Here is a 15034-nt window from a genome sequence, read left to right as displayed (position 1 = left end):
CAATTGCGAATTCAAATCAGGTCGATATTTAAATTTTTGCAGATCAATCCCATTATAAACTGTCAAAATTTCTCCAACAGGCACAGCACCCAAATGTTCAAAATTTTCAGCTGCTGCCATACTTACATTCGTCGTTACATCCGCCCATGAATGAGTATAGCGGTAAGCCAGCATACGTAATTTTCCACCCTCATTATTACTATGTGCTGTACAGATCAATTTATTGATCGGCTTAAAAATCCGGCTCAAACGCGCAAAAATATTGGCATGTACCATATGTGCATGTACAACATCAGGAGAAAATCGATTAAGCAAAGTATGATAGCGACGAAATGCGGTAAGACTTGAAGTCAAACTTTCCAGTCCAAGATAAATTAGCTCAATTGCATCATGCTCTGGTTTTAAGACGACATTACCTTTTAAATAGGCAATCTTAACTTGGTGACCCTGCATATACATTTGATCTGCGAGATCAACGACTACTCTCTCAGCGCCCCCACCACCTAATCCTGTTATCAGAAATAATATGCGCATGGTTAATGCTCTCTTCTTAATATTTGACTGAGAAACATGATCAACAATAGGAAAATAACTGTATAAAAGATCAAGGGAAATACCGTATTTAATCCAGCACGAGGTAAGAAACACAGCGGGATAACGAGGGAACTGATGATTACTTTCAGGTAGATATTCTTATTGATGTTATTTTGCATGTAGTTGATAAAAACTGAAAATAGCACAATAAAAACTGAGTAGAAGACAATATTTCCAAATGAATAAACATGTGCATCAGAAAATAATGACCAACCTAATCCATAGCCTAACCCGAATAAAACAGGGTCCAAAGTATAACTTAAAAACTGGCCAAAATTAACCTCATATGCGTTGACTCCATAACCAAGTGTAGAGAACACAAAACTGACACCGGGAATAAAATTTTGAAAATAAGGCACTATTGGGTAGTTGCTTATGCTCATTGAGTCATTAAATACCATTAAGGTCACACCCTGAGCGTAAAGCAGACTTAAAACTTTATCTGACACGTTTTCGTTATCGACTTCACCACGAAAACTGACCATATTAAAAATAGCGGTCAGAAATACAAAGACAAAAATGATTAAAGATAATACTTTAAAGACATTTATTTTTTTTAAGCCAAAATCCGATTTATACCAAAATAACAGCAGCAAATAGCAAATAAATCCGCCCCTAAGCCCCATAATAAATTGACCAAAATAATAAAACCCGATGATTAACAATAAAACATTGCGCATTTTTCGGTCATCTTGTACCAAAAAAACGCCAATCGAAGCTGCTAATATGGTTTTTATAGTAGAGGTAAAGTCAAAGCCATAACGACTATCCTGAGTGTCATATAAAGCCAAATAACCACCAGAAATCACAGATAAAATGCCATCTTGAATCGAATAAAAAACATAAGCTGCAAAAATTGTTAAAAAAGGATATAAAATTAATTTATTAAGTTTTAATTCAACAACTTGGCCTTTATTTTCTTTTAAGATGAGTAGAGACAAATATAAGCCAATCTCTAAGGCAACAAATCCACTAAACAGATAAAGCATGAGGTGACTTGCCTCAGACACCTCTAAATATCGATTTCCAAAAAAATCAATGTTAAATAAAACACCGCTATAACCAAAAAAAATGGCCAGTAAACGCCCCCCAATAAATAAAATACTGGTCATGTAAAACAACGAGAAAATCGTGGCCAAATTTATATTACATGCGTATCTAAAAAAATAGACTAACACCAGATAGCCAACAAAAAATACTGACCAAATATAATCTGTAAAGAATAGAACCGTACCACTGTAATAAATAAAAAATAAAACCGTCTGAAATAAAATAAAAAATATTAATGAGAATTTATAATTATTGGATAACACATCCATAAAGTCACTCCAAAATTTCTCTCCAGAAACCAATGATATTATTAGAATAAAATCTTAAGACATTATGCTGTGAAGATTGAACCATCTGCTGATACCGTTGTTCATCTATTTGCATGACTTGAACCAATTGCTCTGCTAAATCTTCAACTGAATGACATAAGAAACCGTTTTCACCTGTACGAATCATCTCCGCAGGTCCAGTATCACAGTCCATTGAAATCACAGGTAGACCATATGCCTGTGCTTCAAGAAGCACCATCGGTAGCCCTTCAAAACGCGAACTCATACAATAAAAAGAACTTGTTCTATAGTATTGATCTACATTTTTTGTTGCCGCAATAAACTCAACTCGACCATCAATAGCTAAACTTTTTGCTTGTTGTTTTAATGCCTGTTCATCCTCTCCATCACCAATAATTCTTAACGTCCAATCACTGTTGTGTTGACAAACGATTGCCCAAGCATCCAACAAACGATCAAAACCTTTTTGATAGGTCAGTCGGCCAAGTGCCAAAACAATTTTATGTTGCAGACGTGGTGTATGTTCTATGTTCTCATAAGGTGTAGGGTTGGAAATCGGTACAATTTTAGCTCGGATCTGAGTTAATCCAGCTTCCCACAATTCCTTATCACGCGCAGTTAAAGTTACTACGGTATCACAATACTTTGCTGCCCATTTCCTTCCTAAGCGTCTAAATGAAACACCTAAATCAACATTGAAGTTAAAATGCTCCCAGCAAATATGCCCAACCTTTAAACCCATAAGTGCAGGTACGGTGAATACACAAGCCAAACTGTCGACCACAATAAGATGGTCAATTTCGTGTTGTTGTACAAATTTTCTAATCTTAAAACAGCAACTGAAAAAGTTTTTTTTCATCGACACTTTTTGCTCAAATAAACGATGCAATTGAACTTGATCATGTAACTCAAAAAAAGCCTGTTTTCCACCCGATAAGCTCAGGATGTACAATTGATTCCCTTCTGCAGCGAGTAGATTGGCAATCAAAGAAGTTACTCGCTCTGTCCCACCAGATAGACCAATATCACCAATTAAAAAACATATTTTTTTATTCATCGCCTAACTTCTTCTTGAGAAAATTTTCTTTACCAACTGCTTAAATTTAAAAAATAAGCGTAGCGTTAAAATCTGTATTGATAATTTAAAATCAATCATTAAGGTTTCTAGCGCATTATCCCAACTTACTTTGATATACGCCTTTTTAAACAGGGGCTGTTGCTGAAACTCATTTAAAACCTGTAATCGCCCTAGCGCCATCTTATAAGGGTTAGCAAAAGTATTTCCGCCATGTGAGCGATAATAAGAAAACAGTTGATCGGTATACAAAATTTTTCCACCTGATTCCATTAACTTGAGGTAGATATACCAGTCCTCCACGATCATGCCATTCACAAATCCCCCCGTCTTAATTAACTCGCTTAAGCGGATCATTTGCGTAGGTGCTGGCAGAAAACGATCGGTATACATCAAGTCATCAAAAGCAAAAACCTTGTCTTCCTGTCTGATTTCACCAATCACTTTATTATTGTTATCAATTAATTGAACAGCACCAAATACTGCAACATATTCAGAATGAGTTCGCAGCAGTTCAACTTGGATCGCTGATTTATCTTTGAACATTTGATCATCAGAAGCCAATACCGATAAAAACTCTCCCTGACACCACTCAAGAGACTCATTTAAAGTCGCACTTAGCCCTTTATTGGCTCGAGTACGAAATTCAAATCGAGTGAAGCGTTGCTGGCAAGCTGCGACCATTGCATTAATTTTTTCAACAGAATGATCTGGAGAACCATCATCAATGATCAATAGCTCAATATTCTCATAACTTTGATCAATCACACTCTGAATACTGTCTTGTACAAATTCAGCATGGTTATAGCAAGGAATAACTATTGAAACTAAGGGGTTACTCATAGGATGGCCTTATAGATAACTGAAAGTCTGACAAGTAAATATTGGATTTTACGCTTCAAATCGAACTGATGACGTAGATCATGTTCGGCGATATATTGCATTCCCATGCGAATACTCGATTTCCACTCTGTTTTATTCTCTAATTTTGCTTTATTTTCTAAATAGTATCGTAAGACACCCCATATGGTTGACATCAAACTTCGATGAGCGAGAAACACCACACTCGGATCGTTCTCTGCAACAAATCTAGATAAAATGATCGAATTCTTAATCATGCTATGTTTATTGTTATTCAACTTTTTGGTCGTTGAATTTATATTATATTTATAAGTATAAATGCCCTGACAAACAACAATAGACTGCGCATAAAAAAAGAACATGCGGGTAATGACTTCATCATTATTTAAAAAGTTATGACCGTCAATGTTATAGTGAGAATATTCAGCATAGGCCCTTTCACATAAGCTCTTATTAAAACACCCATAACCATGTACACCCCAACCATCAATACTATGTAAAAAAGCCTCGTAAGCGCTAAAAGAATTCGCTTTAAACATATTGAAACGTTGGATCGAGATGCCCTCTTTACCAAGAACTTCGCAATCTAGCTCAAATAACACGATATCTGATTGATGTTGAGATAGTTGATCAATAACTGCTTCGATGGCGTTCGATGATATTTGATCATCGCAGTCCAAATTAATCACATAATCATTTGCGCACTGCGCCATTCCTGTTCGTCGGGCTGCGGCTGCACCGCTATTTTTTTGCTGAATCAATTTGATATTAAGATCTTGATGTTGAGCAATGAAAGTCTTAATCATACTGACTGAAGCATCTGTTGAGCCATCATCAATAAATATTGCTTCAAAAGCTTTTGAGCTTTGTAGATCAAGACCTTCAAGGCATTTAATCAAATTTTTTTCCTCATTATACACAGGTATAATGATTGATATTTCATATGCCTTCATACTAAACCTTTAAAGGACTCAAATCATTTTTAAGTTTTTTATTCGCAAAGAAAGCACAGGTAATCCAATAAAAAAGATTATTTACAGCAAAAGCAAGTGCAATTCCTTTAAACCCATATAGATGGGCAAGAAGCATTGTAAGTGGGATGATACTCACGAGGAAAAATGTTTCTAAGCTAATAAACAGCCGTGTCATCGCCCGACTCAGCATCATATAGGTAATGATCCAACTTCCTATACGTAATACATCACCAATTAATTGCCAGAATAATAATTCGAGCATAGGTTTAAATTGGGCTGTAAATAAAATCTCAACCACCAATTCCTTAAAGAGGTACACCATAGCTGCCGACAATGTCGCAATCGGCAAGATGACCAAATAGCCCATTCTGACTTCTTTTTTGATCTCATTATATTGTTTTAATTCAGATAACTTCGGTAAGTAATAAACACCTATAATCGTTGAAGCAAACATTAAATAACCAAGGCTTAAACGGTTCATTGCATCCCAATAACCTGCATAGTCCCAGCCATAAGTCTTCACAACATAAGATCGCAATATAAACTGAGTAATATTGCCTACCACTACACTGACTAAAGCCATTAAAGCAAAAGCAGATAGCTTCTTAGCCAGTGATTTATCAATTTTTCCCCAAAAAATTTCTGGTTGATACCATTGGCTTTTTCGGGCAATAAACCAAGTTAGAAAAAATGCGACAGACTGATTGATCGCTAATGCAATTAAAGCACCGTACAAACCATAACTAACAACCAAGACATAAGTTGCCAATAATGTAATGAGCGTACCACCTATATTGGCGCTCACTAATTTTACAATTTCTTTTTTGCCATTAATAATCGCAAGTAAAAAACCATTTAAATTAAAAAACACCAAAAAAATAGCTAGCCAAACAAAGACTGACCAATAATCGTGGTGTTTAAAGATGACTTGCGAAAGATAAAAGCTAGAGCAAATGATGACAAATGAAATCAGTAAAGTAAAAAGGATAATTAACTTAGATGAAGTCGCCCATAGGCGTCGTTGTAGCTGATCATCCTCATGATATTCTGCTGTATATTTAACAATACCGTTATTGATGAAAGAGCCACCAATACCAGTAATCACTTGTACAAAGTTTTGAAACTGCCCAATGACCGCATACCCAGATGGTCCAACATATACTGCGAGTATTTTATTCAATACAAGCATAGTCACTGTTTTAATAAAAACAGCCAAACCATTTAAAATGCTGGTATTGAGCAAATTCATAAATGCTTAAACTCTAAAAGCATTACATAATTGCGCAATTTTCTCTGCATCTTCTATGCTTAGAGTTGGCCCGAGTGGCAAACTTAATACTTGTGAATGCAATTGCTCAGAAATAGGGAAACTCAGATGGTTCCATTCACGATATGCCTGTTGTTGATGTGGCGGGATTGGATAGTGAATTAAAGTTTGCACTCCATGAGCTTCTAAATACTGCTGTAAAGCCTGACGATGCGGAGTCTGGATGACAAATAAATGCCAAACATGTTGCTTATATGTCAATGCATCAATATTCTGCAATGGCAACTGTATGAGTGAGTTTTCAATCTGAGTTAAATAAACATTGGCAATGGCTCGACGCTGTGTAATTTCTACATCTAAATATTTTAACTTAACGTCCAACATCGCCGCTTGAATCTCATCTAAACGGCTATTTACACCCTGTACTAAATTTTTATATTTTTCATGTGAACCATAGTTACGTAAAGCGCGTAACATCATTGCCAGTTCAGCATCGTTGGTCGTAATTGCACCAGCATCGCCCAAAGCACCAAGATTCTTTCCAGGATAAAAACTAAACCCTGCTGCATCACCCCATACTCCAGCTTTAAGGCCTTGTATTTGGGCGCCATGTGCTTGTGCTGCATCTTCCAATACCAAGAGTTTATGCTTCTTAGCAATTGTCATAATTTCTGGCATTTGTGCTAATTGACCATAGAGATGTACTGGCAATATCACTTTAGTTTTTGCCGTAATCGCAGCCTCAATTTTTTGGGGATCTAGATTAAATCCTTGAGGGTCAGGCTCAACCAAAATAGGAGTCAGATCATTGGCTGAAATTGCAAGAATACTTGCAATATAAGTGTTCGATGGAACTAATACTTCATCCCCTGACTGCAACTTACCGAGCTCTTTCCAAGCACGTAAAGTTAAAATTAAAGCATCTAAACCATTAGCTACACCAATAGCATATTGGCTGCCACAATAAGCAGCAAAATTTTGCTCAAACTGTTCTAAGTACTTTCCGCCAATATACCAGCCAGAATCAATCACTTGCGTACATGCTTCAATAAGTTCTGCACGATATTGTTGGTTAATGTTTTTTAAATCTAAAAAAGGAATCATTTTTCTACATAGCCTTTTATCACTGCTGGATTGCCCATCACCACAGCATAATCTGGAACATCTTTGGTCACGACCGCACCAGCCCCAACCATTGCTTTTTGACCAATTTTAATGCCCGGTAGTATGGTCGCATTGGCCCCAATACTGGCCCCTTTCCCAACCGTCGTTTGTGGATAAACATCGATGTACTGTTTTGACCTTGGGTTTTTATCATTTGTAAAAGCAACACATGGCCCAACAAACACATCATCTTCTAAGTGAATACCATCCCACAAATAAACGCCTGATTTGACCGTTACGTTATTACCTACGACCGCACCACCTTCAATTAAAGTATGTGCACAAATATTACAATTACAACCAATTTGAGCACCTTCAAAAATTACACTAAACTGCCAAACTCTGGTTCCCTCTCCAATGTTTTGACTTTTTACATCTGAAAGTGGATGAATAAATACCGTTGACGTCTTTAGCATGGCAAGTTATGTCCTTAGCTCTGGTTCAGGATGTAAATATAACTTAATGCTTCAAGTTTAGGAGTGACTTTTCTAAAATTTACATACATAGCCACATCATCTAAAGCACGAACATGAATACAAACAATGGTGCTTCATATAAGAATCTTGGATAGCACCCTATGTACGGGTCATTCTCTCTTTTGAACGGTTAACATAAACTGCGCATAGTCTCGAATATAATCAGCTTCATCATAGTGCTCACTTGCCAAGACCAACAACACACAATCCTCAGAAAAATCGTGCATTTCTCTCCAAACCAGTCCTTCGATCAATAAGCCCTGTGTGGGTTCATTCAACACCACATCTTGCTTTTCAATCCCATTGTCCAAAACAAAACGACAATGGCCCTTGATACAAATTGCGAGTTGTTGCAGATTTAAATGCGCATGAAAGCCACGTGCTTGGTGATTTGTATTAAAAATATAATATAAACGCTTTACTGCAAAAGGAATGCTTTGCTCTGATTCTATTGCCACCAAACCACCACGTTCGTCGGCAAAACTAGGCAAGTCAATTAAATGAACCAAACTCATTGTTCATCACTCAATAATGACAATAAATATTGGCCATAATCATTTTTTTGCATACTCAAACCAATACGATGTACTTGTTCTTTACTCAACCACCCATGACTTAGGGCGATTTCTTCAAGGCAAGCAACCTTGTAACCTTGGCGTTTTTCTAGCGTTTCTACAAATTGCGCAGCTTCCAACAGACTGGCATGTGTACCTGTATCTAACCAAGCAAAGCCACGCCCCAACAGTTCAACGTTTAAATCACCACGCTCTAAATACATTTGATTTACTGTGGTAATTTCTAACTCACCGCGTTCAGAGGGTTTAACTTGTTTTGCAATTTCAATGACATCGTTGTCATAAAAATATAGTCCTGTGACTGCAAAATTGGACTTAGGTTTTTTTGGCTTTTCTTCTAAAGAGACAGCGCAGCGGTTTTCATCGAATTCCACAACACCAAAACGTTCAGGATCCTTAACTTGATAACCAAAAACAGTAGCACCTGATTTACGACTTGCAGCTTGACGCAACATAGGCGTAAAGCCTTGACCATAGAAGATATTATCTCCTAATACTAAGCAGACTGAGCTGTCTCCAATAAACTGTTCACCAATGATAAATGCTTGGGCTAAACCATCAGGACTCGGTTGTACGGCATACTGCAATTCAATTCCAAATTGTGACCCATCACCTAATAAGCGTTTAAATCCGTCAAGATCCTCAGCTGTGGTGATCACCAAGACTTCACGAATACCCGCCAGCATCAAGACCGATAATGGATAATAAATCATCGGCTTATCGTAAATTGGTAATAGCTGTTTTGAAACCCCTTTAGTAATGGGATATAAGCGTGTACCTGAACCGCCCGCTAAAATAATACCTTTTGTATTCATGATGCACCTACACCTAGTCGCTGTCCTTGATAACTACCATCTTGTACGCGATGGCACCAATCCAAGTGTTCCAAATACCATTGCACAGTTTTCTTAATACCTGTTTCAAACGTTTCCTCAGGTTTCCAACCTAACTCATTGGCAATTTTTGTTGCATCAATGGCATAACGTAAATCATGTCCTGGGCGATCTTTTACAAACTCAATCAGTACTGCATATGATTGCCCATCAGCACGTGGCCGCAACTCATCCAAAATTTGGCAAATATTTTTAACGACTTCAATATTTTGCTTTTCGTTATGTCCACCAATATTATAGGTTTCGCCAACTTTTCCTTGAGTCACAACGCTATATAGCGCCCGAGCATGATCTTCGACAAAAAGCCAATCACGGATTTGATCGCCTTTACCATAAATAGGTAAGGCTTTGCCCTGTAAAGCATTGAGAATAACTAAAGGAATGAGTTTTTCAGGGAAATGATATGGCCCATAGTTATTCGAACAGTTGGTAATCACCACAGGCAATCCATATGTTCGATGCCAAGCACGTACCAAATGGTCTGAACTCGCCTTACTGGCTGAATAAGGTGAACTCGGAGCATAACTTGTTGTTTCAGTGAATAAATCTGTGGTTCCTTCTAAATCACCATAGACTTCATCAGTTGAAATATGATGCAACCGAAATACTGATTTCTGCTGAGCAGATAATGCAGCATAGTACTTACGAGCCACCTCAAGTAAGGTATAAGTCCCGACAATATTGGTTTGAATAAAAGCAGCAGGCCCATCAATAGAACGATCCACATGTGACTCAGCAGCCAAATGCATAACCGCATCTGGTTGAAAACGCTCAAATATCTGAGTTAATGTTGTCGCATCACAAATATCAGCTTGTACAAACTGATAACGTGGATTCTGGTCAATTTCAGACAAAGACTCCAGATTACCTGCATAAGTTAATTTGTCTAAATTGAGTACATGGTGATCAGTACTTTTAATCAAGTACCGCAACACAGCCGAGCCTATAAACCCAGCACCGCCTGTTACTAAAATATTCATACGATTCCTATTATTTATATCTTATAGTCGAATATCACTTTGGTCTTGATCAAGCACATACTTTAAATCATATAAAACATGCTTGGCTTTACCCAAAGCTTTAAAATCCTCAACACTCATTTGTTGGAATTGTTCATGTGCTAAAGCTAAAACAATCGCATCGTATTGACCTTGCGGTTCAACATGAGTAATTGGGCGTAATCCATATTCTTTTTCTACTTCTTCAGGATCAACCCAAGGATCATAAATATCGAGATCCAAATCATATTCTTTTAACGCCTTGACCATATCTACAATCTTAGTATTACGGATGTCAGGACAATTTTCTTTAAAACTCAAGCCCATAATTAATATTTTAGACCCAACAACTTGAATGCGCTTTTTCACCATCTCTTTGATCAGTTGAGTCGCTACATACTCACCCATACGATCATTTAAACGTCGTGCAGCAAGAATAATTTCTGGATGTAAACCAATCGATTGAGCTTTATGCGTAAGATAATACGGGTCAACACCAATACAGTGACCACCAACAAGGCCAGGGCGAAAACCTAAAAAGTTCCATTTGGTTCCAGCTGCTTTTAAGACCTCTTCTGTATCGATACCAATCTTATTAAAAATCAGAGCCAATTCATTAATTAATGCAATATTGACGTCTCGTTGAGTATTTTCAATGACTTTTGCTGCTTCAGCAACTTTTATACTTGGCGCACGGTATGTCCCTGCTTGAATAATCAATTGATATGCTTCATCAATATACTGTGCTGCTTCATTTGTCGAACCAGAAGTAATTTTTAAAATATTTGTTACACGGCGCTGTTTGTCGCCTGGATTAATACGCTCTGGACTATATCCGACAAAGAAGTCTTGGTTGAACGTTAAGCCAGAAATTTTTTCAAGTACTGGGATACAGACCTCTTCAGTCGCTCCTGGATAAACAGTAGACTCATAAACAACAACATCACCAACTTTGAGTACTTGAGCAATCATTTCTGATGCTTTAATCAAAGGATTAAGATCTGGCTGTTTAAAGTCATCAATTGGCGTAGGAACAGTCACGATATAAAAATTACTGGCAGCAAGATCTTGAACGGCTGCGCTATAATTCAATCGACTCGCTTGAGCCATTTCTTCAGCACTGACTTCGAGTGTGTGATCAACACCTTGTTTTAATTCTTCAATTCTATGTAAATTTATATCAAAACCGATTGTCGGTACATGTTTCCCGAACTCCACTGCTAGCGGTAAGCCAACATAGCCCAGTCCGATAATTGCGATTTTAAGCTGATCAAGTTGAAACATATGCCATTAACTCAGTAGGTTTTTTCAGGTAAAAAACTTCATTTTCAAGTTAAGAAATATAGCAGAAATTCGCATGCTTGTGTTTGAATGATCAGCTGCGCTTCATGAGGCTAGGACAGAAATCTCTTCTATTTTGTAGAAAAAAGAACCATGTCATGTCATCACCTCAATATTAGACACAAGCTGATCATATTTTAAATGACCCAAATTTTTATATGTGATTTTTATCTCGACTTTAGCGCTTCAACATTAGAGTTAGACCAAATCTACGCTATATAAGTCATATACAATCGCACGTGCTCCAAAACTTTCTTTTTGGCTAATTAAACCATTATTTAAGTAGCGGCCATTATTTTCATTGGAAATACCAAAATCAAATATCGTGGCGTAATCTGAGCTCGCAGCAATCACATAATCAATCAGCATGTCTAAAGCACGCAGTTCCCGCCCCAAACGATTACAAGCTAAATATTGAGTATGCACAACATTAATACTCTCAAAGGTGACACAGGCTGAAACTATTTCATCTTGATAAAATGCAGCATAAGCTTTGATATTTTCTGGAAATTTCCCTTTTAAATAATCAATCTCCGCTTCGCTATGCACTGGACTAGTCTGATGATTTTCCTTAAGTACAGCTCGAATTACCCCCCATAAGTCACTCGGTTGCTCAATAGGTTTACAGCTTACGCCGCCCTTCCTCGCCTTATTGATACTCCACTGTTTACTCTTTGAATAGTTATATCCCTTTTCAATTAAAATAGAAGAGCTTATATCTCGACGTGATAGCTGAGCATCATTACGGAATAAAGCATATAGATCTTCCTGAGCAGGGTATTGATGGTAAATCACAGGCACAGGCTTATAAATAATTTTTTCAATATTATTTATTTTTAAGAAATCTTTAACCTCATCAAATATTTCAATTACATCGACTGCATGTATATTTTTATCCATTAAAAACCCACCAAAAGTTAATCCTTGATGGCTGTAAAAAACATTTTTATGTACATTCCCTGGTAGTAAAGTAACTATTTTATTATTCTCATTCATAATGATTAATGAAAAATCCTCAAAGCGATCCGAATGATAATCCATAAAATCTCTATGGAACATGAAATGAGAGTTTTTGCAATTTAATATAAAGCTATTCCATAATTTTTTTTCTGAATTTGAATATCTACTAATAAAAAAGCCCATAGGGAAACCTCTAAAAATATATATCGTCAAAAAAATTAAAACCTTAAAAAATTATTCAATATAAAAAAGCATTCCAAAAAATAATAAAAATTCAATTAAATATAAATATTATTATTGAATACCACGAAAAAACGATACCACCGATTTCAGCAGATTAATATGCAAAATTATAAAAAAGTGTGATGCAATTCATATTTAACATTATGCTTCAATTTACTTATGATCTAATATTTCTCTTTAAGCTATTCTATTGAATGCACATTATTACCAATGAATATGGGGAGTATTGCATTGAGACTATGTATAATTTATTGCTTTAATTCATTAGGTTTTTACAATTCATATGAGAAGCAATAATTTAAAAAATAATTGTTAAAATATAGCTTTTTTTTAATTAACTTCTAAAACCAACTTATTTTACAGCACGCAAACCTTTTAAAGAAATAACATAATAAAAAAAGAATATCTGTACAACAAACACCTCAGAGCAATCAAAACCAACAGCAAATCAACTTCAAAAACATAATAAAAAACAGCTGAAATTTAATACACCAATTACTATAAATAAGTAAAGTGATAAATACAGTTAAGGAATAAAGGGGTTGGGAGAGAAAACAATCTATATGATATTGTTTGACAACCGACTCTACCCTATAAATATTATTTAATATAAATATGTGCTGAATTCTAAAAACAATAACGCATTCATTATTTATTTTATTTTCACCATGAATAGATCTAATTCTCTATTTATATTCAGATTTTTTTATAAAGAAAGGTTTATGAATGTGAAGTATCCAAGTACATCAGTTTTTATGACCATATCGCTTTTTTTCTCAGGCTGTTCACTTACCCCTGGTCTTCAAACCTATGATCTGCCTCAACAAGGGCTATTTCGTACTGAGCAAGGTGCTGTGATTTCAGTACTTCAACTCACCCAAAAAAATATTTCGTCCACAACATTGGAAATTAAACAAAGCCCTGAACAGATCCAAAAACTGTTTCATCACCAGCCAAAAATTTATGTTTTAAGTCCTGGCGATATTTTATCTATCCAGCTCTGGGCCTATCCTGAAATTAGCCCACAGATCCAGATTGATAGTGCAAATGCAAATACCACAGGTTATCCCATAGACCCGAATGGCTATATCCAACTCCCCCTACTCGGTCGTACACACATTGCTGGCAAAACTTTGGCAGAGGCGAATAGTTATTTAAGCAACCAATTTGCGCATTATTTAAAACGACCTGATGTGGTTGTTCGTGTCATTTCCTATGAAGGCCAACGTTATTATGTGAATGGTCAAGTAATCAAAAGCGGCCAATTTACCTTAAATGACCAACCTATTAGTGTATATACAGCGTTAAGTATGGCAGGTGGTATTGATACGAAAACCGGTGACAACACTCATGTCCAGCTCATTCGAGGCGGTATCATTTACAACTTAAATGTACTCAATTTAGAAAAGCAGGGCTTATCCCTACATAAATTATTGATCCAACCCAACGACACGATTTTCGTAAATACCAAACAAGATCAAAAACTTTATGTTATGGGTGAATCTAGTCGTAGTCGTGCCATTGAATTACGAGATCAAGGAATGAGCCTCAGTGATGTATTAGGAGAAAGTGAAGGAATTAATCCATCTTCCGCAAGTGCAGCACGTATTTTTGTCATGCGCACAAACTTAAATAATAAAACATCGACGCTATATCACCTCAACTTATCCAGCATTGGCAATCTGGCCTTGGCCAATCAATTCGAAATGCAAAAAAATGACATTGTATATATCGACGCTACAGGTTTAACACGTTGGCAGCGTGTCGTTAACCAAATTCTTCCCTTTTCTAGTGTTTTATATAGTGTTAATCAGCTGGGTAGACCATAACGATGAACATTCAACATATCCTGGTCGTATGTACAGGTAATATTTGCCGTAGTCCAATGGTTGAATATTTTCTTAAACAACAGCTTCCACAGTTAAATATTCAATCAGCTGGCTTGGCTGCCTTAGTCGGCCAACCAGCTGATAGCAAAGCAATTATTTCTATGGATCAATATAAAATTGATATACGCCCGCATATTGCCAAACAAATCAATCTAGATCTCATCAAATGGGCAGATATCATTTTTGTTATGACTCAAAATCAAAAAAAACATATTGAAATCATGTGGCCCTTTGCCTATGGGCGAGTATTTCGTATTGGACATTGGAAAAATCAAGATGTAGGCGATCCTTACCAACATGATCAAATTTTTTTTAATGAAATATGTTGTCTTATCCAAATGTTTTCCTTGGATTGGCAATCTCATATTACGCTTGAGTATTAAC

The 15034-nt window shown here is 36.4% G+C and carries 14 protein-coding genes and 1 pseudogene; 2 read left to right on the top strand and 13 right to left on the bottom strand.

Annotation, left to right across the window (positions count from 1 at the left end):
* The 13 genes and pseudogenes from Aru01_RS12910 to Aru01_RS12850 all read right to left on the bottom strand — a co-directional run.
* Positions 1–534: glycosyltransferase (locus Aru01_RS12910; protein WP_042111427.1), on the bottom strand; the 534-nt coding region annotated here is incomplete at its 3' end.
* Positions 535–536: 2 nt separating this feature from the next.
* Positions 537–1913, bottom strand: a complete 1377-nt coding sequence (gene wzy, locus Aru01_RS12905; protein WP_016657998.1) for an O-antigen polysaccharide polymerase Wzy — start codon at positions 1911–1913, stop codon at positions 537–539.
* A gap of 4 nt (positions 1914–1917) precedes the next feature.
* The gene (locus tag Aru01_RS12900; RefSeq protein WP_016657999.1) at positions 1918–2991 is read right to left on the bottom strand and encodes a glycosyltransferase family 4 protein; all 1074 of its coding nucleotides are present in this window, start codon (positions 2989–2991) and stop codon (positions 1918–1920) included.
* A 3-nt stretch (positions 2992–2994) separates the two neighbouring features.
* Positions 2995–3852: a glycosyltransferase gene (locus tag Aru01_RS12895; protein ID WP_016658000.1), complete on the bottom strand. Its 858-nt coding sequence runs from the start codon at positions 3850–3852 to the stop codon at positions 2995–2997.
* Positions 3849–4823 carry a glycosyltransferase family 2 protein gene (locus Aru01_RS12890; protein ID WP_016658001.1) on the bottom strand — a complete coding sequence of 325 codons (975 nt, stop codon included), beginning with the start codon at positions 4821–4823 and terminating at the stop codon, positions 3849–3851. The genes Aru01_RS12895 and Aru01_RS12890 overlap by 4 nt, the downstream gene beginning before the upstream one ends.
* A 1-nt stretch (position 4824) precedes the next feature.
* Positions 4825–6093 carry an O-antigen translocase gene (locus Aru01_RS12885; RefSeq protein ID WP_016658002.1) on the bottom strand — a complete coding sequence of 423 codons (1269 nt, stop codon included), beginning with the start codon at positions 6091–6093 and terminating at the stop codon, positions 4825–4827.
* Positions 6094–6099: 6 nt separating this feature from the next.
* Positions 6100–7215, bottom strand: a complete 1116-nt coding sequence (locus tag Aru01_RS12880) for a DegT/DnrJ/EryC1/StrS family aminotransferase (RefSeq protein WP_016658003.1) — start codon at positions 7213–7215, stop codon at positions 6100–6102.
* Positions 7212–7670, bottom strand: a pseudogene (locus Aru01_RS12875) (acyltransferase); the annotation flags it as partial. The pseudogene Aru01_RS12875 and the gene Aru01_RS12880, both read right to left, overlap by 4 nt.
* A gap of 191 nt (positions 7671–7861) precedes the next feature.
* Entirely contained in the window at positions 7862–8266 is a 405-nt protein-coding gene (locus Aru01_RS12870; RefSeq protein ID WP_016658005.1) for a sugar 3,4-ketoisomerase, read from the bottom strand.
* Positions 8263–9141, bottom strand: coding sequence for a glucose-1-phosphate thymidylyltransferase RfbA (rfbA, locus tag Aru01_RS12865; protein ID WP_016658006.1), 879 nt, complete (start codon positions 9139–9141; stop codon positions 8263–8265). Before rfbA ends, Aru01_RS12870 begins: the two co-directional genes overlap by 4 nt.
* Positions 9138–10199, bottom strand: coding sequence for a dTDP-glucose 4,6-dehydratase (gene rfbB / locus Aru01_RS12860; RefSeq protein ID WP_016658007.1), 1062 nt, complete (start codon positions 10197–10199; stop codon positions 9138–9140). The genes rfbA and rfbB overlap by 4 nt, the downstream gene beginning before the upstream one ends.
* 21 nt (positions 10200–10220) lie before the next feature.
* Complete coding sequence (gene tviB / locus Aru01_RS12855; protein WP_016658008.1) at positions 10221–11501, bottom strand: Vi polysaccharide biosynthesis UDP-N-acetylglucosamine C-6 dehydrogenase TviB; 1281 nt, start codon at positions 11499–11501, stop codon at positions 10221–10223.
* 255 nt (positions 11502–11756) lie between these two features.
* Entirely contained in the window at positions 11757–12701 is a 945-nt protein-coding gene (locus Aru01_RS12850) for a GNAT family N-acetyltransferase (protein WP_016658009.1), read from the bottom strand.
* 788 nt (positions 12702–13489) lie between these two features.
* Between Aru01_RS12850 and Aru01_RS12845 the strand changes: the two genes are divergently transcribed.
* Both Aru01_RS12845 and Aru01_RS12840 read left to right on the top strand, forming a co-directional pair.
* Complete coding sequence (locus tag Aru01_RS12845; protein ID WP_040331499.1) at positions 13490–14590, top strand: polysaccharide biosynthesis/export family protein; 1101 nt, start codon at positions 13490–13492, stop codon at positions 14588–14590.
* Positions 14591–14592: 2 nt separating this feature from the next.
* Complete coding sequence (locus Aru01_RS12840) at positions 14593–15033, top strand: arsenate reductase/protein-tyrosine-phosphatase family protein (protein WP_016658011.1); 441 nt, start codon at positions 14593–14595, stop codon at positions 15031–15033.
* Position 15034: the final 1 nt, after the last annotated feature.

The organism is Acinetobacter rudis (genome assembly GCF_000829675.1).
GTDB classification, from domain to species: domain Bacteria; phylum Pseudomonadota; class Gammaproteobacteria; order Pseudomonadales; family Moraxellaceae; genus Acinetobacter; species Acinetobacter rudis.
The sequence above is the reverse complement of the archived record's forward strand: the minus strand, read 5'-3'. Positions and strand labels throughout refer to the sequence as shown.

What these genes read in the sequence shown, in the direction of transcription:
- wzy (WP_016657998.1), bottom strand. Translation starts at nt 1,913, where the DNA reads ATGGATGTGTTATCCAATAATTATAAATTCTCATTAATATTTTTTATT.
- Aru01_RS12900 (WP_016657999.1), bottom strand. Translation starts at nt 2,991, where the DNA reads ATGAATAAAAAAATATGTTTTTTAATTGGTGATATTGGTCTATCTGGT.
- Aru01_RS12895 (WP_016658000.1), bottom strand. Translation starts at nt 3,852, where the DNA reads ATGAGTAACCCCTTAGTTTCAATAGTTATTCCTTGCTATAACCATGCT.
- Aru01_RS12890 (WP_016658001.1), bottom strand. Translation starts at nt 4,823, where the DNA reads ATGAAGGCATATGAAATATCAATCATTATACCTGTGTATAATGAGGAA.
- Aru01_RS12885 (WP_016658002.1), bottom strand. Translation starts at nt 6,093, where the DNA reads ATGAATTTGCTCAATACCAGCATTTTAAATGGTTTGGCTGTTTTTATT.
- Aru01_RS12880 (WP_016658003.1), bottom strand. Translation starts at nt 7,215, where the DNA reads ATGATTCCTTTTTTAGATTTAAAAAACATTAACCAACAATATCGTGCA.
- Aru01_RS12870 (WP_016658005.1), bottom strand. Translation starts at nt 8,266, where the DNA reads ATGAGTTTGGTTCATTTAATTGACTTGCCTAGTTTTGCCGACGAACGT.
- rfbA (WP_016658006.1), bottom strand. Translation starts at nt 9,141, where the DNA reads ATGAATACAAAAGGTATTATTTTAGCGGGCGGTTCAGGTACACGCTTA.
- rfbB (WP_016658007.1), bottom strand. Translation starts at nt 10,199, where the DNA reads ATGAATATTTTAGTAACAGGCGGTGCTGGGTTTATAGGCTCGGCTGTG.
- tviB (WP_016658008.1), bottom strand. Translation starts at nt 11,501, where the DNA reads ATGTTTCAACTTGATCAGCTTAAAATCGCAATTATCGGACTGGGCTAT.
- Aru01_RS12850 (WP_016658009.1), bottom strand. Translation starts at nt 12,701, where the DNA reads ATGGGCTTTTTTATTAGTAGATATTCAAATTCAGAAAAAAAATTATGG.
- Aru01_RS12840 (WP_016658011.1), top strand. Translation starts at nt 14,593, where the DNA reads ATGAACATTCAACATATCCTGGTCGTATGTACAGGTAATATTTGCCGT.